Annotated in this window: 20 protein-coding genes; 15 read left to right on the plus strand and 5 right to left on the minus strand. The window is 64.5% G+C overall.

The window, feature by feature from the left end:
• Positions 1-7 precede the first annotated feature (7 nt).
• Together art_RS18765 and art_RS23190 are read left to right on the plus strand one after the other, a co-directional pair.
• Positions 8-3,361 (plus strand): glycosyltransferase family 2 protein, encoded by a 3,354-nt coding sequence (locus tag art_RS18765; protein ID WP_038467348.1) that lies wholly within the window; start codon positions 8-10, stop codon positions 3,359-3,361.
• Position 3,362: 1 nt separating this feature from the next.
• Positions 3,363-5,345: a DUF5719 family protein gene (locus art_RS23190; RefSeq protein ID WP_052136772.1), complete on the plus strand. Its 1,983-nt coding sequence runs from the start codon at positions 3,363-3,365 to the stop codon at positions 5,343-5,345.
• An 11-nt stretch (positions 5,346-5,356) separates the two neighbouring features.
• Here the strand turns inward: art_RS23190 and art_RS18775 are convergent, their stop codons facing one another.
• A complete protein-coding gene (locus tag art_RS18775; protein WP_052136773.1) occupies positions 5,357-5,941 on the minus strand; it encodes a metallopeptidase family protein in 585 nt (194 codons plus the stop codon).
• A gap of 107 nt (positions 5,942-6,048) precedes the next feature.
• Between art_RS18775 and art_RS18780 the strand changes: the two genes are divergently transcribed.
• The 6 genes from art_RS18780 to art_RS18805 all read left to right on the plus strand — a co-directional run bounded on the left by art_RS18780 (position 6,049) and on the right by art_RS18805 (position 11,947).
• Positions 6,049-6,450 carry a DUF3499 domain-containing protein gene (locus tag art_RS18780; RefSeq protein WP_038470995.1) on the plus strand — a complete coding sequence of 134 codons (402 nt, stop codon included), beginning with the start codon at positions 6,049-6,051 and terminating at the stop codon, positions 6,448-6,450.
• Between the two features lie 74 nt (positions 6,451-6,524).
• Positions 6,525-6,704, plus strand: coding sequence for a hypothetical protein (locus art_RS18785; protein ID WP_038467349.1), 180 nt, complete (start codon positions 6,525-6,527; stop codon positions 6,702-6,704).
• A 36-nt stretch (positions 6,705-6,740) separates the two neighbouring features.
• On the plus strand, positions 6,741-8,234 hold the full coding sequence (gene ahcY, locus art_RS18790) for an adenosylhomocysteinase (RefSeq protein ID WP_052136774.1): 1,494 nt from the start codon (positions 6,741-6,743) through the stop codon (positions 8,232-8,234).
• Positions 8,235-8,255: 21 nt separating this feature from the next.
• Positions 8,256-9,068 carry an MBL fold metallo-hydrolase gene (locus tag art_RS18795; protein WP_253901408.1) on the plus strand — a complete coding sequence of 271 codons (813 nt, stop codon included), beginning with the start codon at positions 8,256-8,258 and terminating at the stop codon, positions 9,066-9,068.
• Positions 9,069-9,345: 277 nt separating this feature from the next.
• The gene (locus art_RS18800) at positions 9,346-10,557 is read left to right on the plus strand and encodes an Ig-like domain-containing protein (protein WP_253901409.1); all 1,212 of its coding nucleotides are present in this window, start codon (positions 9,346-9,348) and stop codon (positions 10,555-10,557) included.
• 154 nt (positions 10,558-10,711) lie between these two features.
• The gene (locus tag art_RS18805; RefSeq protein ID WP_038467353.1) at positions 10,712-11,947 is read left to right on the plus strand and encodes an Ig-like domain-containing protein; all 1,236 of its coding nucleotides are present in this window, start codon (positions 10,712-10,714) and stop codon (positions 11,945-11,947) included.
• A gap of 206 nt (positions 11,948-12,153) precedes the next feature.
• Here the strand turns inward: art_RS18805 and art_RS18810 are convergent, their stop codons facing one another.
• Positions 12,154-12,957: an RDD family protein gene (locus art_RS18810; protein ID WP_038467355.1), complete on the minus strand. Its 804-nt coding sequence runs from the start codon at positions 12,955-12,957 to the stop codon at positions 12,154-12,156.
• A gap of 50 nt (positions 12,958-13,007) precedes the next feature.
• On the opposite strand from art_RS18810, the gene art_RS18815 reads away from it, so the two are divergent.
• From art_RS18815 to art_RS18835, 5 genes are all read left to right on the plus strand, one after another.
• Positions 13,008-14,000, plus strand: a complete 993-nt coding sequence (locus art_RS18815) for a stage II sporulation protein M (protein WP_173425248.1) — start codon at positions 13,008-13,010, stop codon at positions 13,998-14,000.
• A 704-nt stretch (positions 14,001-14,704) separates the two neighbouring features.
• On the plus strand, positions 14,705-15,391 hold the full coding sequence (locus art_RS18820; RefSeq protein ID WP_052136776.1) for a hypothetical protein: 687 nt from the start codon (positions 14,705-14,707) through the stop codon (positions 15,389-15,391).
• Positions 15,392-15,534: 143 nt separating this feature from the next.
• Positions 15,535-16,440 (plus strand): SGNH/GDSL hydrolase family protein, encoded by a 906-nt coding sequence (locus tag art_RS18825; protein ID WP_082000433.1) that lies wholly within the window; start codon positions 15,535-15,537, stop codon positions 16,438-16,440.
• 87 nt (positions 16,441-16,527) lie between these two features.
• Positions 16,528-17,781, plus strand: a complete 1,254-nt coding sequence (locus art_RS18830) for a TIGR01906 family membrane protein (RefSeq protein WP_253901410.1) — start codon at positions 16,528-16,530, stop codon at positions 17,779-17,781.
• A 118-nt stretch (positions 17,782-17,899) separates the two neighbouring features.
• Complete coding sequence (locus art_RS18835) at positions 17,900-19,525, plus strand: polysaccharide biosynthesis tyrosine autokinase (RefSeq protein WP_052136777.1); 1,626 nt, start codon at positions 17,900-17,902, stop codon at positions 19,523-19,525.
• A gap of 100 nt (positions 19,526-19,625) precedes the next feature.
• On the opposite strand, the gene art_RS18840 is transcribed toward art_RS18835, so the two are convergent.
• Positions 19,626-20,222 (minus strand): hypothetical protein, encoded by a 597-nt coding sequence (locus art_RS18840; RefSeq protein ID WP_038467357.1) that lies wholly within the window; start codon positions 20,220-20,222, stop codon positions 19,626-19,628.
• 143 nt (positions 20,223-20,365) lie between these two features.
• Here art_RS18840 and lepB point away from each other — a divergent pair, with 143 nt between their 5' ends.
• A complete protein-coding gene (lepB, locus tag art_RS18845; RefSeq protein WP_038467359.1) occupies positions 20,366-21,109 on the plus strand; it encodes a signal peptidase I in 744 nt (247 codons plus the stop codon).
• A 52-nt stretch (positions 21,110-21,161) separates the two neighbouring features.
• Here lepB and art_RS18850 read toward each other — a convergent pair whose 3' ends face one another.
• Together art_RS18850 and art_RS18855 are read right to left on the minus strand one after the other, a co-directional pair.
• Complete coding sequence (locus art_RS18850; RefSeq protein WP_052136779.1) at positions 21,162-22,259, minus strand: ATP-binding protein; 1,098 nt, start codon at positions 22,257-22,259, stop codon at positions 21,162-21,164.
• 72 nt (positions 22,260-22,331) lie between these two features.
• Positions 22,332-24,083: a dolichyl-phosphate-mannose--protein mannosyltransferase gene (locus tag art_RS18855; RefSeq protein WP_253901411.1), complete on the minus strand. Its 1,752-nt coding sequence runs from the start codon at positions 24,081-24,083 to the stop codon at positions 22,332-22,334.
• A 54-nt stretch (positions 24,084-24,137) separates the two neighbouring features.
• Between art_RS18855 and rsmI the strand changes: the two genes are divergently transcribed.
• A complete protein-coding gene (rsmI, locus tag art_RS18860; protein WP_082000598.1) occupies positions 24,138-25,073 on the plus strand; it encodes a 16S rRNA (cytidine(1402)-2'-O)-methyltransferase in 936 nt (311 codons plus the stop codon).
• The last annotated feature ends 12 nt before the right edge of the window (positions 25,074-25,085 follow it).

Genomic DNA, 25,085 nt, shown 5'->3' on the forward strand with positions numbered 1-25,085 from the left:
GGCCGTTCTGGTTGCCCACAACGGCGGTGCCTACCTCCCTACAGTTTTATCCGCACTGGCTGCACAAACTCGACCGGCCGATCACGTGTTGGCCGTTGACACGGGATCTACAGATAACTCTGGGGAGTTACTGCGCAAGGAACTGGGCGAACGAAACGTGCTGTCCCTCGGCGGGCGCAAAGGCTACGGTGCTGCTGTTGACGCAGCCCTGGAACACCAGGCACGGGTTCAGACCGGTGCAAGTGTGTCATCCCGCGCCGGCACCGGCGGCGTAGCCGTCCTTGACGCGCCGAAGACCGCCAGCAACGAATGGATCTGGCTGCTCCAGGACGACGCAGAACCGGCACCCAACGCCTTGGCGCTGCTGCTGGAAGCAACCGAACGGGCCACCACTGCAACAGTTGTCGGCTGCAAGCAGCTGGACTGGGACAACCACCGCCGGCTCGTCGACGTAGGGCTGTGGGCCAACAAGTGGTTTGACCGTTTCACGCTGGTGGGCCTTGACGAACAAGACCAGGGCCAGTACGACGACCATGCCGACATGTTTGCCGTCAACACGGCAGGCATGTTGGTGCGCCGTGACGTCTTTGAAAAGCTTGGCGGCCTCGATCCTGCCCTTCCAGGCACCGGAGACGACCTGGACTTTTGCGCCCGTGTGCGGTTGGCAGGGGACCGTGTCCTTGTTGTTCCGGACGCCCACATGTACCACGTGGTGCACCGGCCCGAGGGCATGGGCAGCGCTGTGGCCGCCCGCAAGGCCGGTATCTTCATGCGACTCAAGCACGCCTCCGCCTGGTCCCTGCCGTTCGTGGCCATCGGCACGTTCCTGGCCGCACTGTACTGGCTTGTGGCCGGATTTGTGCTGAAGGCGCCGGGGCACGCTGTGCGCATGTTTGCCGCCACGTGTGCCGGCTTGCTGCGCCCCGTCACCTTGTTCCGCAGCCGCAGGGCTCTTGCGGCCCAGCGCAGCAAGCCAAGATCAAGCCACCGCGGCCTGTTGGTGGACAACCGGGCGGCCAAGGCGCACCTGAAAATGCTGCGTGAAACGTTGGGTGCCGATGATGATGCCCCGCTAGACATCAGCAACACGCCCTCCATCCTGGAACCAACGGGTGAAACCCACCAGCAATCGGTGACGCCACTGGCCGCCGTCAAAACAGCACCCATTGTCAGCGCCCTCGCCCTGACAGTGCTGCTGGCCATCCTCTCGCTCCTTGCCCTGTCTCGTTTCCTCGGCGCCCCCGCCCTGACCGGCGGTGCCCTGCTGCCCGTATCCGAACAGTTGGAAACGATCTGGCAGCACGCCACCAACTGGTGGATTTCGCTCGGTTCCGGGCTGCCCGGCCGCGGCAACCCCTTTAATTTTGTGCTTGCGCTGCTGGCTTCCTTGGGCGGCAATGGCTCGGTGGCGGTGCTGTGGATGGTGCTGCTGGCACTGCCACTCTCAGCCTTCACCGCATGGCTCGGCGCCGGAGCACTGACCCTGAAGCGCTGGCCCCGCATTGTTGCCGGCCTGCTCTGGGCAGGCACTCCCGTGCTGTTGGTCGGCATGGGCCAAGGCCGGGTTGGTGCCATCCTGGCCCACATCCTGATCCCCATCGTCATGCTCGGAGTGATCCGCGCCGTGGGCGGTGCGGCCGCACCCCAGCCCCAGTCCGTTCTCATTCCGGGAGCCATGGCCGGTTCCGACACCGTGACCATCACTAAAATGGGCCGTCCCGGCGTTGGCGGCAACCCGTCATGGACCGCTGCCGGAGCCGCAGGTTTGGCGCTGGCCATTGTCACGGCAGCCGCACCCAGCCTGTTCCCCGTCGCTGTGGTCGGCATCCTGCTGACCGCCCTGTTCATGGGACGGCGCGGGAAAACCGTGTGGTGGGCGATCGTGCCACCCGCAGCCCTCTTTGCTCCGCTGATCTGGTCCGCCTGGGAGAACCCGCGGGCGCTGCTGGCCGATCCCGGCATGCCGTTGCCGTCCGCGCCTGGGCCAGTGTGGCAGCAGCTTTTGGGCTTCCCCGAAAATGTTGACCCTGCGGCGGGACTGCTGGGCCTGGGCAGTTTTGCCGCCATGTCCTGGATGGGCTGGCTGGCCGTGTTCCTCATCGGTGCACCCGTGGTTTTGGCCGCGATGCTGGCATTGGTGCTTCCCCTGCGCCGTGCAGCCATGGCGCGCACCCTGTGGCTTGTGGCGCTGCTCGGCCTGGCCGGCGCCTATGCCAGCAAGTTCATTGCTGTGGCGTTCGACGGCGTCACCCTGGTCACGCCGTTCAATGGCCCTGCCGTCTCACTCACCATTTTTGCCCTGCTGGGCGCTGCGCTGCTGGGCCTGGATGCCGTCCTCGGCCGTGCCTGGGAACCAGCACGCGACACCGGCGGGCACAGGACCGCCCGGACCACGGCCACCGTACTCTCGGTGCTCATGGTTGCCGCACCCATCGCGAGCCTAGGCCTGTGGAGCGCCCAACAATTCTCCGGCCAGACCGCTACGCAAACGTTGACGGGCGCTTTCTTGCCGCAGGCTGCTGTGGCGGGGGCCATTCCCGCCACAGCGGCAGACCGCGGCACGGGCCCCGAAGCGAGCCGCACCATCGTCATGACAGTACTGTCCGACGGCAGTGTGCACGCCTCGCTGATGCAGGGCTCGGGCACAACGCTCGATGCCATGTCAGCCATTGCGACGGCGGCGCGCATCTCCGGACTGCCCGGAGCAGAGCAGCTGGTGCCCGCCGATACCGCCACCGAAGTCCTGACGGACAGTGTGGCCACCATCCTGTCCAAATCAGGCATTGACCCGCGGCCCGGACTTGTTGAACTCGGTGTGGGCTTTGTGGTGCTGCGCCCCGGCGACACCGCAGCCGAGCTGCTGGCCAGCGAGCTTGAGGCCGTTCCAGGCCTTGACACCGTGGGGCCAACAGAGTCCGGCTGGCTATGGCGGGTCAAGCCCGACTATGCCGACGAGAACAGCAGTGATGTTGTCAACAGGGTCCGGCTGCTCGATGCTGCCGGTGCCGTTGTGGCACCCGTCCCCTCCGACGGGCAGTCCGTCGCCGCGGACATCGCGGCAGGGGAGGGACCCCGGAAGGTGGTGCTTGCCGAGCGCTCCGACGCCGGCTGGCAGGCATGGTTTGACGGGCAGCCTTTGAAGGCCAGCAACGCTGGCTGGGCGCAGGCCTTCGAGCTGCCAGCCGCTGCGGGGAAGCTGGAAATTCGTTACGTTCATCCGATGAACCTCGTCCTGGGGCTCGTGCAACTGGTGCTGTTTGGCCTGACGCTCCTGCTGGCCCTGCCGGTGCGGGCACGTCGTGGCCGCACCGGGGCGTATCGGGATGAAGCATCATTGCAAAGGGTTGGTAGAGGTGCCTGACATGAACGACAAGCCGGACAATAGCGACAAGCCTGACTTCACTGGCAACGACGCAGTCACGAATGACATCGACACTGCGCAGGACCACGCGGGGCAGAAACACGCAGCCCAAACAGCTGGCCCCGCCGCCGCAGCCGGAGCGCCGGCCAAGGCTGACATGAGCGATGCCAAGCCAGCCGCAGCCAAGGCTGACGCCGAAGCGAAACCGGCCAAGGCGTCGGCCATGCCCGCCGCAGCCAAGGCTGACGTCGAAGCGAAACCGGCCAAGGCGTCGGCCATGCCCGCCGCAGCCAAGGCTGACGTGAGCGATGCCATGCCCGCCCCAGCCAAGCCTGCCGCAGCCGAAGCCACGCCTGGCAAGGGCAAGGCGAGGCGGGCCAAGGGTGCCCGACGGGAAAAAGCCAGGGTCCGCCGTCGTTGGCCTGCCGTAGTGGCCGGAACCGCAACGTTGGCGCTGGCCGCTGCCGCCGTGGGCGCCGGAACCCTGTTTCCGGGAGCGAACGCCACGGCACAGACCGAACTCGTCCCGCACCTGCTGCCGGTGGGGGATGCCATGGCCAATTGCCAGGGGCCCACACAGCTGCTGGCGGGATCGGCAGAAGGTGCTGATCCGGAGTTCTCGGCCAGCTCCTCCAGCACCAAGGCCAGGCTCGACGCCGTGGTCCTCAGCAGTGCGAAGGGGGACCTCCCGGCTGCGGCTGTGCAATCCCTTGATGGCAGTCTCTCACCGCTGTTCACGGTCTCAGAAGCCAGTGCGGCAACGGAGGCCACCCCGGCGACGGTGACAGGCGAGCCGAAGATGCGTGCCAAGGTGCTGCGCGGCCAAGATGCCGGGGCGCCCTCGGCGCTGCGCATCGCACCCCAGGGCGAAGAAGTTCCGCAAGGGTCAGCCTCGGTGGTTGTTGCCGCCGATGACGGGGACCTCAGCGGCTTGGCTGCCGCCACCTGCCAGACGCCGTCCAATGAGCTGTGGCTGTCCGGTGCCAGCACCTCCATTGGGCGCACAGCAGTCCTGTCCTTGGCCAACTCCTCAGCCAGTCCCGCCACAGTGTCGCTTGACTTGTACTCGGGCCAGGGACCCGTTCAGACAGCCGGCGGCAAGGGACTCGCTGTGGCTCCGGGCGCCGTCAAACAGGTAGTCCTGGCAGGGTTGGCCCCGGACCAGGAACTGTTGAGCGTACACGTCAAGAGCGTCGGCGGGGCGGTCAGTGCCGTCATCCAGCAATCCATTTTGCGCGGACTGACCCCCGGCGGCATTGACTACCTGGCGCCGGTGCAGGCACCCGCCACGACACTGTCGATCCCCGGAGTGCGCGTACAGGCACCCGACGTTGCGGCCAAGATTTCTGCGCAGGACGGCTACGCCGATGCCAGCACGGCCATGGTCATCACCGTGCCGGGCGCCCGGGATGCCGTCGTGGAGGTCAAGGCCTACGGACCCAAAGGCCAGGTGGCCTTGCCCGACGGCGGGGTGTTCACGGCTGCTGCCGGCACGGCCAGCTCCATGGCACTGACAGGGCTGCCCGAGGGCAACTACTCCTTCAGCGTTTCCTCCGATGAATCGGTGACCGCCACAGTGCGCATGGTCAACTCCACCAAGCCCGGTGACGCCGTGGATGTGGCGTTTGCACCCTCAACCGCACGACTGGGCGGCTCCCACCTGCTGTCGCTCACGCAGGACGCGAGCTCAACTCTGGTGTTCACCGCCCCCGAGGGTTCTGCCACCGTGCGGCTGGTGCCGATTGCCGGCAACGGTGAACTGGGTGCGGCCAAGGACATTGAACTCAATCAAGGGTCCACCTCGAGCATCGATCCCAGGGCCCTTCTCGGCGACAAGACGGCGGCGGTACTGGTTTCGGTGGCCGGGGCGCCCACATTCGGTTCACAACTTCTGGGCAGCAAGGACTCGGCCGACGTCGCCGTGCTCCCCATCCCCGGCACCACGGCAGGAAGCCACTCCATGACCATCGTCACGGGGTACTGACGCACTGAAACTCAGTGGCCGCGAAAGTGCCCAAACAGCGGGTCAACCGTGTCGGGATCGATGTTCAACAACCCCGCCACCTGCTCGATCATGACCTCGTGGACGAGCTCCCGGACCTGGCCCGGGGTGTCGCACAACGACTCCACGGGGTGGCGGTAGATCGCGATGAGGGGTGGCTGTTCCGGGGTGTCTGCCGTAGCGGGCGTCCCGCGCGAGTACTTCCCCAGTGGGGCCGCACGGCCGGAGGCCAGCAGCGCCTCAAGCTCCTGCGGAATCTCCTCCACCAGGTAGCCCACGTCCGCCAGCGCCGAGGGCCACAGCTCGCGCAGCCGCTCAGCGGAGTCAACCACCAGGTCCTCAAACTTTTCGCTGCGCGTGCGTGAAGCTGGCAGGCCGTACGGCACCAGCGGCCCGCGCAGCCCCCTGCCATGCCTGTCCCGGCGCCTCGTTTCAAAGGAGCGGGGCACGCCACTGGCACCCGGAACGGCCCCTGCCGGGTTCGGATCGCCCACTAGCGGATCCGGGTCGCCCGCCAATTGGACCGGGTCGAGCGAGATCGACAGCGAATGCTCGCCGCTGCTGGCCTTGAACTGCATCAGAACTCCTTGAACTGGATCAAAACTCCTTGAAGTCCGTCAATTCACTGTAGGCCGGGGAGGCGCCAAGGGGAAATATTGCCGCCGTAAGGGTAGTCTTGGGAACCGTGGGAACCCTTCGTCAATGCACAAGATCAGCCTGCCGTGATGCGGCAGTGGCAACTTTGACGTACGTATACGCCGATTCAACGGCCGTTTTGGGCCCGCTGGCCACCTTCGCCGAACCACATTGTTACGACTTGTGCGCCAAGCACTCGGCCCGGCTGACGGCACCGCTGGGCTGGGAGGTCATCCACCTGGCCCGCTCCAACAAGCCGCCGGCACCCGGCCCCGACGACCTTTTGGCGTTGGCCGACGCTGTGCGTGAGGCTGCCAATGGTGAGCCGGCCGACGCCGGAGCTCCCGCCGCCAGGCGCGAATTCCGCGGCACCCTGGAACCCCCGGCAAGCGCACCCATGGGTGTCCCCACACCTGGGCGGCGCGGCCACCTGCGCATTTTGCGCGACTAGACTTTAACCCCTGCACTGCTGGTGCATTGGCTGGACACCCTGCGGGAATTCTAAGAATAGGGAATTGGAAGATCATGGCGAACATTAACGAAAAATTGATGGCAATCCTGCGCTGCCCCGTCACCGGATCCGCGCTGGTCCAGGAAGGGCCGGAGCTGGTCAGCACCGGCAACGGCCCAGAAGGCGTGCCCCTGCGCTACACGATTGACGAAGGCATCGCGCTCCTGTTGCGCCCCGAGCAGATCACGGCATAGCCTTCCTCTTAACACCCACTTAAATAAGGACGTGTCATGAGCCCCCTGTCAGCAGCGACCCCCACCCCTGCCGATTACAAGGTGGCCGACATCGGCCTGGCCGCGGCAGGTCGGCACCAAATCCGCCTGGCCGAGTTTGAAATGCCCGGCCTCATGAGCCTGCGCGCGGAATACCGGGACAGCCAGCCGCTCAAGGGAGCCCGCATTGCCGGTTCCCTGCATATGACAGTCCAGACGGCGGTGCTCATCGAGACGCTGACGGTGCTGGGCGCCGAGGTTCGCTGGGCCTCCTGCAACATTTTCTCCACCCAGGACGAGGCCGCCGCGGCAGTTGTTGTGGGCGCGGGAACCCCGGAGCGCCCCGCTGGTGTCCCGGTCTTTGCCTGGAAGGGCGAGACGCTTGAGGAATATTGGTGGACGGCCCAGCAGATCTTCACCTGGCCCGGCGCCGCTGAGGACCCGTCCAAGGGAGCCAACATGATCCTGGACGACGGCGGAGACGCCACCATGCTGGTCCACAAGGGTGGCGAGTTTGAGGCCGCCGGAAAAGTCCCGGACACCACTGACAAGGATTCCGCCGAAGGCGCCGTCTTCCTGGCGGTCCTGCGCGAATCCCTCACACAAGACAAAAACAGGTGGACCCGCATCGGTGCCCACATCCACGGCGTCACGGAGGAAACCACCACCGGCGTGCACCGCCTGTACCAGCTGGCAACCGAGGGCAAGCTGCACTTCCCCGCCATCAACGTCAACGACTCCGTCACGAAGTCCAAGTTCGACAACAAATACGGCATCCGCCACTCCCTGCCCGACGGCCTGATGCGTGCCACGGACGTGCTCATTGGCGGGAAGGTCGCCGTCGTCTGCGGTTACGGCGATGTTGGCAAGGGCTCGGCCGAGGCGCTGCGCGGCCAGGGCGCCCGCGTCATCGTCACCGAAATCGACCCCATCTGCGCGCTCCAGGCGGCCATGGACGGCTACCAGGTGGCCAGGCTCGAATCGGTGCTGGGACAGGGCGACATCTTCATCACCGCCACCGGCGGCAGGTCCATCATCACGGCCGCCGACATGCTGAAGATGAAAAATAAGGCGATCGTGGGCAATGTCGGCCACTTTGACAATGAGATCGACATGGCCGGACTGGCCAGGGTCGACGGCGTTGCCAAGGTGGAGATCAAGGCGCAGGTTCACGAGTGGGTCTTCGAGCAGGGCACCGCAGCCGAGCGCTCCATCATCGTGCTCTCCGAGGGTCGCCTGCTGAACCTGGGCAACGCCACTGGCCACCCCTCGTTCGTCATGTCCAACTCGTTTACCAACCAGGTCATCGCGCAGATTGAGATCTTCACCAAGGTGGGCACGGGGGAGTATGGCAAGGACGTGTACGTGCTGCCCAAGATTCTCGACGAGAAGGTGGCGCGGCTGCACCTGGCCGCACTTGGCGTGGAACTGACCGAACTCACCGCAGAGCAGGCCGCGTACCTCGACCTGGATCCGGCCGGGCCGTACAAGCCCAACCACTACCGCTACTGAGACGACGGCAAAGGACAAAACGTGACAAGGGAGTCAGAGATTGACACGACGTGGGAAAGCATTGGTGCACTGGCGCGGCGCAGGCGGTCGGAAAATCCCGGCCCCATGACCTTAGACGGGACAAATTCCTATGTCCTGGCTGCTCCCGATGCCGCCGGCGTCGTGGTGGTTGACCCGGGCCCGCTCCTTGAGGGCCATCTCGCCGAGCTGGCCGGCGCGGGCGCCGTTGAATTGATCCTGATCACCCACCACCATGGCGACCACACGGACGGCAGCGCCCGGCTGCACGAGTTGACGGGCGCCCCGGTGCGCGCCGCCCTGCCGGAGTTTTGCCACGGCGGAACGGCCCTGTTCGACGGCGAGCTCATCCAGGCGGGCGGCCTCACCATCGAGGTGCTCGCCACCCCGGGACACACCAGCGACTCCCTGTGCTTCGTATTGAATAACGACGGCGGGCACGGCTTGGTCTTGACCGGCGACACGGTCTTGGGCCGGGGGACAACGATGCTGGACCATCCCGATGGCAAGCTGGGGGACTACTTGGCATCGCTGGAGAGGCTGAGGCAGCTTGGCTCCCTGACGGGGTCGATGGTCGTCCTGCCCGGGCACGGTCCCGTGCTGCCGGACCTCTCAGCCGCGGTTTTGGGGTACCAGGCGCACCGGAGGGAGAGGCTGGCCCAAGTACGTGCCGCCGTCGATGAGCTGCGAAAGAAGAATGGTTTTGAACCAATCGCCGCAGACGTTGTTGCGGTGGTTTACGCCGACGTTCCGGCCAATGTGCTGGGGGCTGCAGAGCTGTCCGTTCAGGCGCAGCTGGAGTATCTGCGCGGCTGAGAACTTCCGGGGCAGGAGGTTGGCGGAAATTGGGCAGGACATCAAGAGCACCATCGTGGGCTTGCCAAAACAGGCCCCGATTCTTCCCGGCTTCAGCTTGCCTTGCACCAGGCATTTGGGGCCTGCGCCTGTGCTGGCTGAGTCCTTATTGCCCGTGGCGCAGGCGTAGTATTTGATCGTTAGCGCAGATTAATGCACGTGCCGACCTTGTGGAGCCGTGCACCTATCGGAGAACTTAATGCCTCAGCCGGATCAGTCCAGGAAGCCTCGACGGGGCTTGAAGATCGCCTTGTTCGCAGCGATTACTGTGGCAATTGCCACCGGCGGTGTCGGCGCGGCAACGGCAAACTCTTGGCTGCCACTGACGCATTCCGAAGCTGGCCAGTCGCCCACGACATCGCCATCGGCGGTGCCAACCACGCCCGCGGCGAAACCCGTCACCCTGGCCGTAGCACCCAAGACTGGTGCCACCTTCGTCAACCCCGCAGCCGAGGTCACGGCCCAAGCTGACAACGGCACGCTCTACAGTGCGGTGCTGAAGGAGACTGCCACAGGAGAAAACACTGACGGTGAGCTGTTCGTCAGCGGGCGCAAATGGGTCAGCAGCGCGCCATTGAAGTTTGACACCGACTACACCTTCGACGTCACCACGCTGGATGAAGATGGGAACCGTTCCACCACCGTCAGCACTTTCAGCACGGTGCCGGCGTCGAACGAGGCAGATCTGGCCATGTTCCCGGCCGCTGGCTCCACGGTTGGCGTGGCGCAGCCGCTGCAATTCACCTTCAGCGAACCTGTGACCAACAAGGAAGCCGTGGAGCAGGCCATTTCCGTCACGGCCTCCTCCGGCCAGAAGGGCGCCTTCCGCTGGTATTCGGACACGTTGCTGAGATACCGTGCGGAGGATTTCTGGGTGGCAAACACAAAACTGACCGTCGAAATGAAGCTTTTTGGTGTTGAACTGGGCAACGGGCAGATCGGCAATTTCAACAAGACCAACGTTGTCCAGATTGGCAACCGCGTGGAAATGGTGGCGGACGCCGCCAATCTGCAGGCCAGCATCTATGTCAATGGCGTCTTGGTGAAGCAATACCCCGTCACCATGGGGGACGAGCGCTTCCCCTCAGCGTCCGGCTATCTGGTGGTGCTCTCAGACAAGCAGCGCTACGCCCACTTTGTCGCCTCCACCATCGGACTCAAACCGGGCGACCCTGCCAACTACGGAGAGGTTGATGTCGAGTTCGCCACCCGCCTCACACCCAGCGGTGAGTTCATTCACCAGGCGACGGACAGTGCCGCCCCGTACCTGGGCCGGGTCAACCTGTCGCATGGTTGCATCGGCATGTCTGCTGAGGGTGCCGGCTGGGTGTTCAACAACATGACCACCGGCGATCTGGTCCACGTGGTGGGCAGCCCCAACGAGACCATCGCGCCCACGGACGGCTTTGGCGACTGGAACATCCCCTTCGCCCAGTACGCACAGCGATAGCACTTCCGCCGGACACCCATTGGTTATGCAAACGTGACGCTGCCGTTGCTGGCGGAGGATCAATGGCCATCAAACATGACGTAAAATGGCTATTTGGCGTAATATGCGTCACTGTTGAGCATTGTGGAGTTTATCCACCGAATGGGGAGTATGCATGGCTGAGGTAAAAGAGACCAGTAGCACCCGCAAGGGATGGCGGAACGTCATGGTTTCCCTGGTCGCTTTAGGAATTGCAGCCAGCGTTGTGGCCTGCTCGCCCACCACTCAAGCCGGCACCAAGCCCGCCACGGAACAAACCACGGCTGCTCCCGCCCCCACCACGCCTCCAGCCCCTCTGGCCACCATCGCGGTGATCCCGGAGAGCGGCGCCGACTTTGTGAATCCCGTGAACGAGGTCGTGGCCGAGGTCAGCAACGGCACCGTGGTCTCGGCCATCCTGTCGGAAACCGAAAGCGGCGTTGTGACCGACGGCGAGCTGTCGGTCAGCGACAAAAAGTGGGTCGCCAATGCCCCACTGAAGTTTGCCATGTCCTACACCTTCAACGTCACGGCCGTTGACGCCGCCGGCACGAAGACCGACCAGGTCAGCACCTTCACCACCGTGCCGCCCTCACACGAGGCCAACGCCGTCCTGTACCCCAACGCGGACGCCCAGGTTGGCGTGGCCCAGCCGCTGCAGTGGTCCTTCAGCGAGCCGGTGCTGAACAAGGAGGCCGTGGAGAACGCCATCAAGGTCACCTCCAGCACGGGCCAGGTGGGCGCGTTCCGCTGGTACTCGGACACCCTGCTGCGCTACCGTGCCGCCGACTACTGGCCCGCCAACTCGGTTCTCAACGTTGACATGCAACTTTTCGGCCTGGACTTCGGCAACGGCATGATCGGCAACTTCAACAAGAATTACAACGTGAACATCGGCAACAAGGTGGTCATGGAAGCCGACGCGGCAGCCCACAGCGTGAGCATCCTGGTCAACGACCAGGTGGTGCAGACCTACCCGGCGACGCTGGGCGACGCCGACTTCCCGTCGGCCTCGGGCTACATGGTGCTCACGGCCGACAAGCAGCGCTTCGCCACGTTCAAGGCCGCCAGCATTGGCCTGAAGCCCGGCGATCCGGGCGATTACGGCTCGGTCGATGTGGAGTACGCCGTCCGGCTCTCCAACAGCGGCATCTTCATCCACCAGGCAACAACGTCGGCCATGCCCTACCTGGGCGTTAGGAACCTGTCCCACGGTTGCATCGGCCTGGGGCCGGACGCTGCCAGCTGGGTGTTTGCGAACATGGGCCCGGGCGACATCGTCCACACCGTGGGCACCCCGAATGAAACCATCGCCCCCACCGACGGATTTGGCGACTGGAACATTCCGTTCGAGCAATACGCCTCGCGGTAGTTCCGGCAGCCCGCCCCAGGTAGAGCCCGCCCCAGGTAGAGCCCGCTCCGCACCCTGGGTCGAGCCCACCGCACTCCGCGTCGAACCCACCAGGCATTGACAGAACGGCCCGGAATTCCAACATGGATTCCGGGCCGCTCTGCGTTGCCGGAGCGGCGTTACTGGAGTCCCGGCGCCGCCGGGGCGTTACCCCGATGCGGCAGCACCTATTTGGCGTGCACGCCGTGGTGCTCAAGCCGGGCCCGCAGCTTTTCGGCCTGTTCCTGCGCGTGGGATAGGCGGGCCAGTTCGCGTTCGCGGCGCTCGGCGATCAGCGAGGATAAGAACACTGCCGGATCCGTGCCGGCCGGCGGCAGTGGCGCCACATAGTGACTGGCCTCATTCGCCAGTTCCACACCCAGGGCGTGTCGTGAGGCCGGTGCCATGGCCTGGCCCTGGCGCAACAGCATGGAGATGCGCCGGGCCAGGCTGTCGGGCAGCCGGCCAATGTCGGCCAGGGCCGCCCACGGGGCAAGCGCAGGCGCCACGAAAACCTGCAGCGGGGCGATCTTCGGGGCCCGGTCGCGAATCGCATAGGTGCCGGCCATCATGTCCCCGAGCCGCTTCGATTTGCCGTTGAACAGCGAAACCAGGCAGGCCAGCGAACCTAGCAGCATGTAAATTTCAAGCACAGCCAGCAGTGCGCGGACCAGGGCGTGGCGAAAACGGATGGACCCGCCGTCGTCCCTCACAATGCGCAAGCCCATGACGAGCTTGCCCAGTGACTTGCCCCGGCTCAGCGTCTCGACCGTGATGGGCACCACCACCAGCAGCACCACCAGCGCGGAGATCAGCACGGCCTTCACGGCGGCGGAGTCAAGGGACAGTGGAGTGGCGCCCAGGAGGAACAGCAGCCCCACGGCCACGAGCACCGTGGCCAGCACGTCGATCGCCGTGCCGAGGGAGCGGGCGGCAAAGGAGGCGGGCCGGAGCTCGAGGACAACGGCTTCACCGGTGATGATGGCGGACATGCATTCAGTCTAGCCACGCACCACGGCTCCGGGGCTATAGGCTGGTGGTGATGGACATGGACGCCTTTACCTCAGTGCACGCCCCACAATGGGCACGGCTGGCAGTGCTGGCCCGGAAACGGCGCCTCACCGGAAATGAAGCCGATGAACTGCTCGAGCTGTACCAGCGTGTCTCAGCCCAGCTGTCGCTGATTCGCTCGGTGGACGGGGAAAGCCCGCTCTCGGCGTCCCTGTCGGCCACCCTGGCCAACGCCCGCACCCGGTTCACCGGCGCCAAATCCAATATTTTCGTTGACATTGCCCGCTTCTTCGCCGTCTCGCTGCCGGCAGCGTTTTACCGGCTGCGCTGGCTCACGGTCATCGTGGGGGCCGTGTTTGTGCTGATCGGCACCCTGTTCGCCGTGTGGGCCGCCGGAAACCCCGACGTGCTCGCCACGATGGGCAGCGACGCCCGCCTGCGCCAGCTCGTGGACCACGACTTCGTTGACTACTACTCGGAAAACCCGGCCGCCTCCTTTGCCGGTGCCGTGTGGACCAACAACGCCTGGATCGCCGCCCAGTGCGTGGCCTTCGGTGTCACCGGCGTGTTCATCCCGTACCAAATCTTCCTCAACGCCCAGAACGTGGGCATGACGGCCGGGGTCATGTTCGCCTACGACCGCGGCGACATCTTCTTCAGCTACATCCTCCCGCATGGCCTCATGGAACTGACCGCCATCTTCATCGCCGCCGCGGCAGGGCTGCGCATCTTCTGGGCGTGGGTCAGCCCCGGCCCGCGCAGCCGGCTCGACTCGCTCGCCCTCGAAGGCCGGTCCCTGATCACCGTGGCCGCCGGGCTCGTGCTCGTACTTTTTGTGTCGGGCCTCGTCGAAGCCTTCGTCACGCCCAGCCCGCTGCCCGTCTGGGCGAAGATCACCATTGGCTCCCTCGTCTTGGCGGCCTACTGGGCGTACACGTTGATCCTTGGTCGCCGGGCTGTTCTGGCCGGTGAGATCGGCGATCTTGACGAGGACGACGCCGGAGCCTCCGTCCGCTCGGCCTGAGGCGCCCGCCGGGGTGTCTTTGGCTGACATTGACGACTGCGTGCCTCTGCTTTCGGATCGTCCGTGTAACCTGGCCCTTCCGCTGACGGATCGTCCGCGAAACCTGGTCCCTCCGGTGACGGATCGTCCACGAAACCTGGCCCCTCCTCCGTCCGTGCCGGCGCCGGTTCCGGCCGGGCCGGTGCGATTCTGACGTGGAAACAGCCGCTGATGCGATCTCTTCGCACGGGTTCCGGCGCCCGGCACATCGAGACAGCAGATCTGGCGGTTTCTTGGCCTCGCGGAATTTGAAACTGCAGATCTGGCGACGATTCCACCGAATTTATCGCCTGATCTGCAGTTTGGATCCCGGGAATCATCGGCGCATCGCCTGATCTGCAGTTTCGAATCACCGATGCACCTGGTGGCAGCTTCGGGCCTGTGGATAACCCTGAACGCTTCGCGCAAGATTGAGTCAGACTTGATTCATGGTCACCCGCCCACGCACGTTCAAGTTTCTGGCCCGGCGGTCCTTTACTTTGGTGGAAGGACGCGCCGCCGGTGCCACGCGCAGTCATCTGCGTGGTTCGAGCTTAAGCACACCCAGCAGGGAGGTTCGGGTGCCACGCGGACAACAGCAAAGTTTGCTCGATCGGGTCCGTCCCTACACCGTGTTATGCAGTGAAAGTTGTGCCTCGCACATTACCGCGGCCCAACTCCATGGGATGCCGCTGCCGTGGTTTGACGATGACATCAAGACCATCCATCTGACCCGGCCGGCAGGCGCTGCACAACCGCGGCGCAAAAACGTGGTCGGCCACGCCACGACCCTGGAAGATGCAGAAATCATGCTCGTTGGCGGTGTTCCGGTCACCACGCACGCCCGCACATTTCTTGACCTGGCCTCGCTCCTGACACTTGACCAGTTGGTGGCAGTGGCGGATTACCTCATTTGTGAACACGATCGCCCGTTCGAGCCGCCCAAGATCGCGATCGTGCCGGCAGCGACCCTGCGACGCTATATCCAGAGCAAGCACCACGTGCGGGGACTCACCCTGGCCACGGCTGCCGTGGGACTGATGCGCGTGGGTGTGGATTCCCCACCGGAAACACAACTTCGCCTCCTGCTCCACCGCGCCGGGCTGCCCGAATTCACCACGAACTACGCCATCGCGGGCGACCCGACGGTCTGGCCCGATGTGGCGTGCGAGGAGTACAAGACCAGCGGCCAGTACGAAGGCGAAATCCACAAGACCACACAGAAACAGTTGTATGACAGGAACCGGGACGAACGCAGTGCCACCCGCGGCTGGCTGCAGGTCAAGGTCTACAGCGCCGACATGCGCAGAGGCGACACCCACGTGGCTGAAATGTTCAAGCAGGCACTCCGCCAACACGGCTGGCAGGGATAACCGGCCCAGCCGCGGGATCTCAAATTGCTCCTTTCCCAAATGGGGCGGACGCCCCTGTCCCAAATGGGGAGGCCGCTGCTGTCCCAAATGGGACGTCGCTCCTGCCCCTTACAAGAATCGTGTGATGGGTGCACGATGGGCTTATGGAACATGACGGCGCCGACCCCAGCCCAAAGCTTGAGTTGCCGGCCAGCGGTTCGTCGGGACTTTCCCTGACAGCCAGCGGTTCGTCGGGACTTTCCCTGCCGGCCCTCATCCTGCCCCCGCATCCGTGGCGGCGTTTCGTGGCGTTGGGAGACTCCTTCACCGAAGGCCTGGATGATCCCGAACCCCGCAACCCGGGCGGGTATCGCGGCTGGGCCGACAGGGCGGCGGAGGAGATGAGCATCGGCGTTCCTGAATTCTCGTACGCGAATCTGGCCGTGCGGGGACAGACGATCCACGAAGTGGTGGAAACCCAGCTAGGGCCGGCCCTGGCCTTGAAGCCCGACCTCGTCTCGATGCAGGCCGGTGGCAACGATCTGCTGCGCCCGGGCGCCGACCCTGACAAGCTGGCAGCCCTGCTTGAGGAGGCGGTGGTGCGGCTGCGGCTGCAGGGCGTCACCGTGGTGATCTTCGCCGGACCCGACTCCGGGCGGTCGACGATCATGGGCCAATTTCGCACCAAGATTGCCATCTTCAATGAAAACATGCGCAGCATCGCCGAACACCACGACGCGATCATCGCCGATTTGTGGGCCATGACGGAGCTGCACGATTCCCGCATGTGGGGCCCTGACCGGCTGCACCCTTCAGCCCTGGGCCACCATGCGGTGGCGGCGATGGTGCTGCAAACGCTCAGCGTTCCACATTCGCTGCTGCCGCTGACGCCCAAGCCGCTGCCGGAGCGGAGCTGGCGGCGGGCACGCGCGGGTGACATTGAGTGGGCCCGCGCATATCTGATGCCGTGGGTGTTGCGGGGCATCCGGCGTGAATCGCCCAGCAACGGCTTTGGTCCCAAACGTCCCATCCCGGGGCCCATCCAGGAACAGCCCCGGGACAACAGCTAAACGGATCCTGTGGATCTGGTGACAGTTTGGCATCGGCCCGGGGTGGCAGCCTCCCTGCAGGGGCTGCTGGCGGTATCGTTGCGAATTGTGAGTGAGAATTCAATGCCCCAGGACGCTGCCAAGACCCCCGAACGTGAGCCTGTCACGGAGGTGGGTGCCGTCGTCGTGCCCGGCAGCGATGCCGCGTCCGCCACTGCCGGCACTGCCGGCACAGCGAGCGTTCCCGCGCGCAAGATCAAGCTCGACGGCGCCTCCTCCACCGAGCCCATGCGCCCCGCGGGCCGGCTGCCGCTGCTTCCCAGCGACGAAGAGTTGGCCGCGGCAGTCACAACTCCCGTTGTGGCAGCCACCCCTGCGGCCCCGACCGCACGCGCCAAAACCACCGCACGCACCACAGCGGAGCCCGCCAATCCTGCTCCCACCGCACCCACTCCGGCTGCCGCTGGCACGGCACCCACGGCTGCGATCGGGAAGACGCCTGTGACGGAGCCTGTGTATGTTGAGGCGAACCCCACCTCCATGATTACGATGCGTCCGCCGGCCGAAGACGTTGCCAAGCGCCAGGCCGCCATGGCAAAAGCCGCCAACACCAAACCGGTGCTGACCCGGGTGTTCCAGGTGCTAATCGCAGTATTTTATCCAATAGTCTTGCTTGTCTTGGCCATTCGGCTGGTCACCTCCTCCGTTTTCCTGTGGGTTGAGTACCACCGTCCGGGCTTCCCCGCCGACTCCTTCGGCTTTAGCACTGACGACAGAATCACCTACGGTTCCTACACGATTGACTATCTGCTGAATTTTGCCCCGCCACGCTACTTGGGGGATCTGGTCGACAAGCTGGGCAACCCGTTGTTCCTGGCCCGCGAGGTGGGGCACATGGCGGACGTCAAGTCCGTCATCGTCTTGGCCTTCCTGGCGGGGCTTGTGCTGGCCATCGTCATGCTCATAGGCATGATCTACCTGGCACCCCGCACACGGGGTGGCATCCGGCGTGGACTGTTCGCCGGATCCATCGCCACATTGGCGCTGATCATTGCCCTGGGTGTTTTTGCCGTGACTGGCTGGGAAAAATTCTTCACCGAATTCCACAAGATTTTCTTCGCCGACGGCACCTGGACGTTCTACACCGACGACACCTTGATCCGCCTCTTCCCCAGCCAGTTCTGGATGGATGCAGGCATCTTCATCGGTGCGTTTGTGCTCATAGTTTCCTCGCTGACACTGGCCTTTACCTGGCCCACCAAGGACCGTCGCCGGCCCAAGGCGGCCGAGGTGGCAGCCTCCGCATCGGCTTCGGCGGCAGAGCCGGCGTCAGCCAAACGTTCGGGACGCCGCGCCGCTTAGCACCGCCAATGGCACAGACTGTCGCCTCGCAAACATTCAGCTAATATATGTGTTCGAAAAAAATAAGCAATGATCCCCTCTGTTAGAATATTTCTATATTCAATTACTGACAGTTTGGATGGTCTTGGAAGACGAGCAATTAGGAAACGCGGAAAAATCCCTCGATGTAAGGGACTATGTACGGGTTTTTAGGCAGCATGGGCTGGGGGTTATTGCCCTTGCGCTCATCGGCATTCTGTGCAGCGCGGGCTGGCTGTTTCTTCAGAAACCGATCTATGCCGCAAATTCGATCGGCTACGTTTCCATCCCGGGCGGGGACAACATGGGCTCGGCGCTGGCCGGTGACAACTTGGCGAAATCCAAGGCCACCAGCTATGCCAGCTTTGCCGGTTCACGTCCCGTGGCGGAATCTGTCATCAACACTTTGGGCCTGAATATCGCGCCGGACGTGTTGCTGAAGCAGATCTCGGTCACGGCGGCCAAGGACACCGCCCAAATCAAGATTGCCGCATCGGCTGAAAGTGCGCTGGAGGCGCAGCAACTGGCCAACGCCTGGGTGGTTGCCCTGGCCGAACAGGTCGGGATTTTGGAATCTGCTCCCAACCCACTTGATCCCGCTGCTCCGCCGGTCGATTCGATCATCAAGATCGTGCCACTCGGTGATGCGCCGCTGCCGCAGTCGCCAGTATCCCCGAACAAGAAGATGACGCTGATCGTCGGTGCCCTTGCAGGCCTGATCATCGGTGTTGGCTATGCGCTTGTGCGCAACCACCTCGACCGGCGAATCCGTTCTGTGGAGATGGTTGAAAAGGCCATTGGCACCGCCGTGGTGGGTACCATCCCTGTGGATGACAGGCTCCGCAACGGCCGTCATGTGGTGGAGAGCGGTGTCATTGACCATGGCAACACCGAGGGCTATGCCATGTCGGAGGCGCTGCGGGAACTTCGCACCAACCTGCACTACATGAACGTGGACAACCCGCCCCGGGTCATCGTCATCACCAGTTCCATTCCGGGTGAGGGAAAGTCAACCATTGCAGCGAACCTGGCGGTCACCATTGCGGCCACCGGCCAGCGTGTTGTCTTGATTGACGGCGACCTCCGGCGCCCGGTTGTTGCAGAATTCTTCGGCATGGCAAGTGGCGGCGGGCTGACTGACATCCTCAGTGGCCAGGCCACGCTTGACGATGTCCTGCAGGTGTACCGCCCCGTCCCGGCCCTTGCCGTCCTGGGCGCTGGGCGCATCCCGCCCAATCCCAGTGAGCTGCTGGGCTCCCAGGCCATGAAGCGTCTTCTGGAGCGCCTGTCTGAGAGTGCAGTGGTGCTGATCGATGCCCCGCCGCTGCTGCCGGTCACCGACGCAGCCATCCTGGCCCGCTCCACCGACGGCGCCCTTGTGGTTGCGGGGGCCGGGAAGACCACCATTGATGAGTTGGAGAAGGCCGTGGCAACACTGGCCAAGGTCCAGGCGCCCCTTTTGGGTGCCGTGCTGAACAGGGTTCCTACAACCGGCGGCCAGGCTGCCGGCTATGGCTACTACGGCAAGTCGTACCATTACCACCAGTCAGTCAAGGGTGCCAAGGCGCGCTATAAGCGGACGAGAAACAGTGCGCCTGCAGCCCCACCCGTTGCGGAACCGGCAGCCGCCAACGAGGCTGATGTGCAGAGCCGCGAAGCGGAGTTTGAGCAGCTACTCAGCCCGTCAACCGACAATGCAACACGCAGGATGACTCGGAGCCGCTAGGCCGTGCCTGCACTGCGACACGTGCCTGCACAGCGAAGGGCCCGGCTGCCAACTGGCGGCCGGGCCCTTTCACATCTTGGGACCTTCGTGCGGCGGGGACTTATGCCGGTTGGGAGCACCAAGCCTCGAACGCAAGAATTTCCTCCACGGCAGGCAACAGTTCCTCGGTCATGCGGCGGTGGGTTTCAGGGCTGCGGCGGTACGGGTCCACGACGTCGTCGCCTGCCTCTGAGGGTTTGCTGGCGGACCTGTAGCTGGCGGCCAGTGCGGGTAGTTCCTCCCAGCGCTGCTGCACCGCCTCAGCTGCCGTGCCCCTGGGGAGCTGCGTGTTTTTATCCAGCCGGATGCTGCGCAGGATCCGGGCAAACTCGATCAGGGTATAGGCCCGCTTCAACATGCGCGGGCTCATCCGGATGACCGCGTCGCGGTGGGCCACCGTCATGGCCAAGACCAGGTTCGACTCAGCCAGCATGGCAGGTGTCAGCTGGCGGGAGACGAAGCCTTCGTCCGAGCCGCCAAAGGAAGCCAGGAGCTGGGCAGACTCGGCCTCCATACCGTGGCCGACCAGGGCTTCCGTGCCGGCGCTTTGGACCTGGAAGAGACCGGGATGCAGTGCCGCAAGCTCTGTCGCCAGCATTCGTTCACCAAAAGGCGAGCGGCAGATATTTCCGGTGCAAACAGTCAACAAATGAATCATGAATTGATCATAGCCGTCTTGGCTATACTCGTTGGGGCACGAAATGCTTGCAGCAACGGCTGTCTTTTGTGATATTCCATAAACTCGGCAGGCGCCGGAGCAGGCCCATAAATAATATTCTCCATAAAGGAAACGTCCCCCGCATGACTGATCAAGTGCACACCAACCCGCACGGCACACCGTCAGGAAACGGGGGCCGGTTGCGGGCTTTTCGCCGCAGTACGCTGGGATCCGTGCTGATCAACCTCGTGGCCGCGGTGGTGGTGATTGCCCTGGTCCAGACGTTCTTTGTAAAGATGTACGTGGTGCCGTCGGGGTCCATGCAGGGCACGCTGCTCATTGGCGACAGGATCCTGGTCAACAGGACTGCCTATGCTGGCGCGGTCCCGCCCAGGGGCGACGTGGTGGTGTTTTCCGCTGATGAGACCTGGGATGAGGCGGGACAGAAAAAGGGCAATCCGGTGAAGGAGATGGCACGCTATTTTGGTGACGTCACAGGCATCGGACCCTCCCATGAGAAATTCCTGGTGAAGCGTGTCATCGGAGTCCCGGGTGACGTTGTTGATTGCTGCAGTGCGGCCGGGGCGTTGCAGGTCAACGGTGTGGCTCAGGAGGAGCCGTACATTCAGGGCGACCTGCCCTTCGATGAGGCCGGCCCCAACTGCGAAAGTACGCCGCGCAGCGCCCGATGCTTTGGCCCCGTCACAGTTCCCGAGGGGAAGTTGCTGGTGCTGGGGGACCACCGCGGCAATTCAAATGATTCCGTCTACGCGTGCCGCGGCACCGCAGAGACAGGGGACTGCCTGAAATTAGTGCCGGTGGAGAATGTCATCGGCCACACCTTCGCCACGGTGCTGCCGCTGCAACGCATCGGCGCTGTGCGCTGAGACCAAAAACGCAGCCGCTGTACTCCAGGCCTAAAAACGCGGACGTCGTGCGCTAAGCGAGTTCGAGGACGCCGCGGGCGAGCAGCTCTTCCAGTGCTGCCTCCAGCAGGGATCCGGCGGAGGGGTGTGCACCGAGGACGGCAACAACTCCCTCAAGCAGCGCGTCCTTGCTGATCCAGTCCCCGGACAGCTCCCAGATCAGTGCGCCCAGCGGGCTCAGTTCCATGACCTGCGATTCTGCCAACAGGAACACTGTGCCGTCGGCCTCCACCGCATCCTGCACCGAGGCACGGCGGATGCCCGTGCCGGTCACCGCAGATCCTGGGGAGGGGGCGCACTCCAGCGCGGCCCACTCAGGCGGGGTCCCGCCGTCGTGCGTTGAAAATTGGGGAAGCACGCCGGCAATGTCGCGGGCCTCGGCATAGCGGATGCGCTTCACGCCGCCGCAGGCCTCGATCATGGCGCATAACTGGACCAGGCCCCGCTCGAGGCGTGCCAGTGCGGAAAGTTGCGGGGTGAGCTCCAAGAGCGCGTCGGCCAGCGCCACGTCCTCCACGGAAATCCTGTCGTTGCCGGGGACCCTGCTCAGGAGAACTATCGACTGCAGTGTGGGAGCCGCTGGGGTGTCGCCCAGCTGGTGCTGCTCCGGACCCTCCTGGCGCTTCGGCACTCCGGGTTCCGGCTGCTTGACCGACAGCGGTTTCGGGTACGGGGTGATGGAAAGGTCCGCCGCCACGGCAATGGTTTCGTCGCTGACATACCCACGCGCGGTGCCAAGGGTGCGGGCAAGGGTGGTCTTCCCGGTGCCGGACGGTGCAATGAAGGCGATGGTGGCCCCGGTCAACGGATCGGCAAGGCCGCAGGCGTGGAACATCATGCGCCGCCCCGCCTGCTGCTCAATGGCGGCCAGCGTAATGTGCGACGTCAGTGATTCGTTGGCCCGGGCAAAGTCGCCCGGCATCCGCTGGACGGTTGCCGCTGCCGGGTGCTCAGGGCCCGCCAGGCACCGGCTCCAGGCTGTCCTGAATTCGGCAGCCTCCGGCGCGGAGAGGCCCTCGACATCAATGATGACACCCAGTGCCGACACCTTGACCGTCCCGGTGCCGGGGGTGGCCGCCAGGGCTGTGGGTATTGTGGTCGTCTCAGACATGAAAAGATCCTGTCGCTTGCAAAATCAATGGGTGGGGTGTGCTGCTCGGAGCGCAAGGAAAATCGGGCTGGCTTAAATCCAGCTGGGCAGCCACATGTGCAGGCGCCAGTACTCGGTGGGGATGACCTCTGCCGCCCAAATCGGGTAGAAGAAGGCGCTGAGGGCCACGGCCGACGCCAGGAACAGTCCCACGATGACGGCCCCCTGCTGGCGCCGCCACGGCGGATCGCCGACCTTGCCCAGCACCATGCCCAACACCATGACGATAGCAAGGATCATGAAGGGTTCGTACGCGATGGCGTAGAAGAAGAAGATGGTGCGTTCCGGGTAGAACAGCCACGGCACAAAGCCCGCGGCAAAACCGGCCAGAATGGCCCCGGCCCGCCAGTCGCGCCTGGCGACCCACACACCAATCAGGACCAGGATTGCGAGGGAGCCTCCCCACCAGATCAGCGGGTTGCCCAGGCTGGTGATGGCTGCCGTGCACTTGTCGACGGTGCAGCCGCCGTCGCCGTTTTCGTAGTTCTCCACATAGAAGGAGGTAGGCCTGCCCATGACAAACCAGGACCAGGCGTTGGCCTTGTACGGGTGGTCCGAGGCCAACCCCGTGTGGAAGTTGAAGGCGGTGGAATGGTAGTGCCACAGGGACCGCAAGGAGTCCGGAACCCAGCCCCACGTGGTGGACGGGTTCTCTGTGGCCCAGTTCCTGTCGTAGGCGTCGTTGGAGCGGAACCAACCGGTCCATGACGCAAGGTAGGTGGCCGCGGCGACGGGCACCATGCTGATAAACGCGGCAATGCCGTCCTTGCCGACGGTTCCCAACACCCAGTACTTGATGCCGGCAATGCGGCGGGCATTCATGTCCCAGATGACACTCATCAGGCCAAAGACGGCAAGGAAGAACAGGCCGGACCATTTGGTGCCAATGCACAGGCCCAGGGCCACGCCCGCGGCCAGGCGCCACCAGCGGATCCCCAGCCAGGGCCCGTACAGCAGCGCTTTGGCGCGAACTTTTCCATCCGCCGCGGCGAGGGATGACAGCCTGGCCGCCAGCCGCCGTCGTCCATCATCACGGTCCATGAGCAGGGCGCCAAAGCCCAACAGTGCAAAGAACATCACGAAGATGTCCAGCAGCGAGGTGCGGGACTGGACGATGGCGTGCCCGTCAACGGCGAAGAGCAGCCCGGCAGTGGCCCCCAGCAGCGTGGAGCGGAACATTTTTTGGGCGATCAGGGCAAGGATGAAGATGGACAGGGTTCCCACGAGGGCCGCGGAAAAGCGCCAGCCAAACGTGCTGTCGGGGCCGAAAAGCCACATGCCGAAGGCGATCATCCACTTGCCCACGGGCGGGTGAACCACGTATTCGGCGGTGTTTTCAAGGCTGGTGAAGATGCCCTGGTTGAAGAGGTCGTTGGCCTTCTCAGCCCAGTTGCGCTCGTAGCCGCTCTGCAAGTAGCTGTAGGCGTCCTTGACGTAGTACGTCTCGTCGAAGATCAGTGATGGCGGCTGGCCCAGGCGCACAAAGCGCAACGCTCCGCCGATCAGTGCGGTCAGGGCCGGGGCGAGCCAGAACCACAGGCGCAGGCTGGCGGGCGCCTTGGAAATCCCCAGGCGGGCGGTCAGGGCGGTGCGGGTGAATGCCTGAGCCGGGTCCTGCACCCAACGGGAGCCTTGACGCACCGTGCGGCGGGCATGCCGGGACGTTGCCGCCGGATGGCCGGGGGCAGGCTCGGCAGCGCTGAAAGCAGGCTCGGCAGCGCCGGAGGCGGGTTCGGGGGAGGGGCCGGGCGCTGCCGGGACGGTGTCGATGGCTGGGGGTTGCACGGTGTCAATGCTACCCAAGTGGGACGGGAAGCCGCGGCCCACTACGCTGGAGACATGGAAGATGACTTTGGCCCGGATCCGGACAGCGCACACGACGAAGACGGCCTGGCCGAAGAACCCCTTGATGCGAGCCTGGCCCCAGCCACCGCGCCGGGGGAGGGCTACATTATTTTGGCTGCCACGCCCATTGGCAACATGGGAGATGCCAGCGCTCGCCTCATCGCCTGGCTGGGGGCTGCCGACATCGTTGCCGCCGAGGACACCCGCCGGCTGCACCGCCTCGTCACCAGCCTGGGCGTCAAGGTGGGCGGGCAGATCATCAGCTACCACGAGCACAATGAGGCCACTAAGACTGCAGAGTTGCTGACCCAGGTCCAGACCGGCAAGGTCCTGCTGATGGTGACCGACGCCGGCATGCCGTCCGTCTCCGATCCTGGTTTCCGGCTCGTGGCGGGCGCCGTTGAAGCAGGGGTTCGAGTCACGGCGGCACCCGGGCCGTCGGCCGTGCTGACGGCGCTGGCACTGTCGGGGCTGCCCACCGACAGATTTTGTTTTGAGGGATTCCTGCCGCGCAAGTCGGGGGAGCGGGCTGCCCGGCTGCACGAACTGGCGGTGGAAAAGCGCACCATGGTGTTCTTTGAGGCGCCGCACCGACTCGAAGCCATGCTGCGTGCGCTGCACACGGCGTTTGGGCCCGCCCGCCCGGCCGCCGTGTGCCGGGAATTGACCAAGACGTATGAGGAAGTGGTTCGAAAGCCGCTGTCAGGTCTGCTGGAATGGGCCGAGGCCACGCAGATTCGCGGTGAGATTGCCATTGTCGTTGGTGGCGCACCGGACGCTGACCCCGGCACACCCGAAGACCAGGTGGCAGCCGTGAACGAACTCATCGCCCAGGGCATGCGACTGAAGGAAGCGGTGGCGGTGATCGCCCACGACGTCCACGTCAGCAAGCGTGAGCTGTACAGCGCGGTTCTGGCCGCCCGCAGCTAGTTTTTGCAGGGT

The organism is Arthrobacter sp. PAMC 25486 (genome assembly GCF_000785535.1).
In the GTDB taxonomy this organism is placed as follows: Bacteria; Actinomycetota; Actinomycetes; order Actinomycetales; family Micrococcaceae; genus Specibacter.

What these genes read in the sequence shown, in the direction of transcription:
- ahcY (WP_052136774.1), top strand. Translation starts at nt 6,741, where the DNA reads ATGAGCCCCCTGTCAGCAGCGACCCCCACCCCTGCCGATTACAAGGTG.
- art_RS18835 (WP_052136777.1), top strand. Translation starts at nt 17,900, where the DNA reads ATGGTCTTGGAAGACGAGCAATTAGGAAACGCGGAAAAATCCCTCGAT.
- art_RS18810 (WP_038467355.1), bottom strand. Translation starts at nt 12,957, where the DNA reads ATGTCCGCCATCATCACCGGTGAAGCCGTTGTCCTCGAGCTCCGGCCC.
- art_RS23190 (WP_052136772.1), top strand. Translation starts at nt 3,363, where the DNA reads ATGAACGACAAGCCGGACAATAGCGACAAGCCTGACTTCACTGGCAAC.
- art_RS18840 (WP_038467357.1), bottom strand. Translation starts at nt 20,222, where the DNA reads ATGATTCATTTGTTGACTGTTTGCACCGGAAATATCTGCCGCTCGCCT.
- art_RS18815 (WP_173425248.1), top strand. Translation starts at nt 13,008, where the DNA reads ATGGACATGGACGCCTTTACCTCAGTGCACGCCCCACAATGGGCACGG.
- rsmI (WP_082000598.1), top strand. Translation starts at nt 24,138, where the DNA reads ATGGAAGATGACTTTGGCCCGGATCCGGACAGCGCACACGACGAAGAC.
- lepB (WP_038467359.1), top strand. Translation starts at nt 20,366, where the DNA reads ATGACTGATCAAGTGCACACCAACCCGCACGGCACACCGTCAGGAAAC.
- art_RS18825 (WP_082000433.1), top strand. Translation starts at nt 15,535, where the DNA reads ATGGAACATGACGGCGCCGACCCCAGCCCAAAGCTTGAGTTGCCGGCC.
- art_RS18805 (WP_038467353.1), top strand. Translation starts at nt 10,712, where the DNA reads ATGGCTGAGGTAAAAGAGACCAGTAGCACCCGCAAGGGATGGCGGAAC.
- art_RS18850 (WP_052136779.1), bottom strand. Translation starts at nt 22,259, where the DNA reads ATGTCTGAGACGACCACAATACCCACAGCCCTGGCGGCCACCCCCGGC.
- art_RS18785 (WP_038467349.1), top strand. Translation starts at nt 6,525, where the DNA reads ATGGCGAACATTAACGAAAAATTGATGGCAATCCTGCGCTGCCCCGTC.
- art_RS18775 (WP_052136773.1), bottom strand. Translation starts at nt 5,941, where the DNA reads ATGCAGTTCAAGGCCAGCAGCGGCGAGCATTCGCTGTCGATCTCGCTC.
- art_RS18820 (WP_052136776.1), top strand. Translation starts at nt 14,705, where the DNA reads ATGCCGCTGCCGTGGTTTGACGATGACATCAAGACCATCCATCTGACC.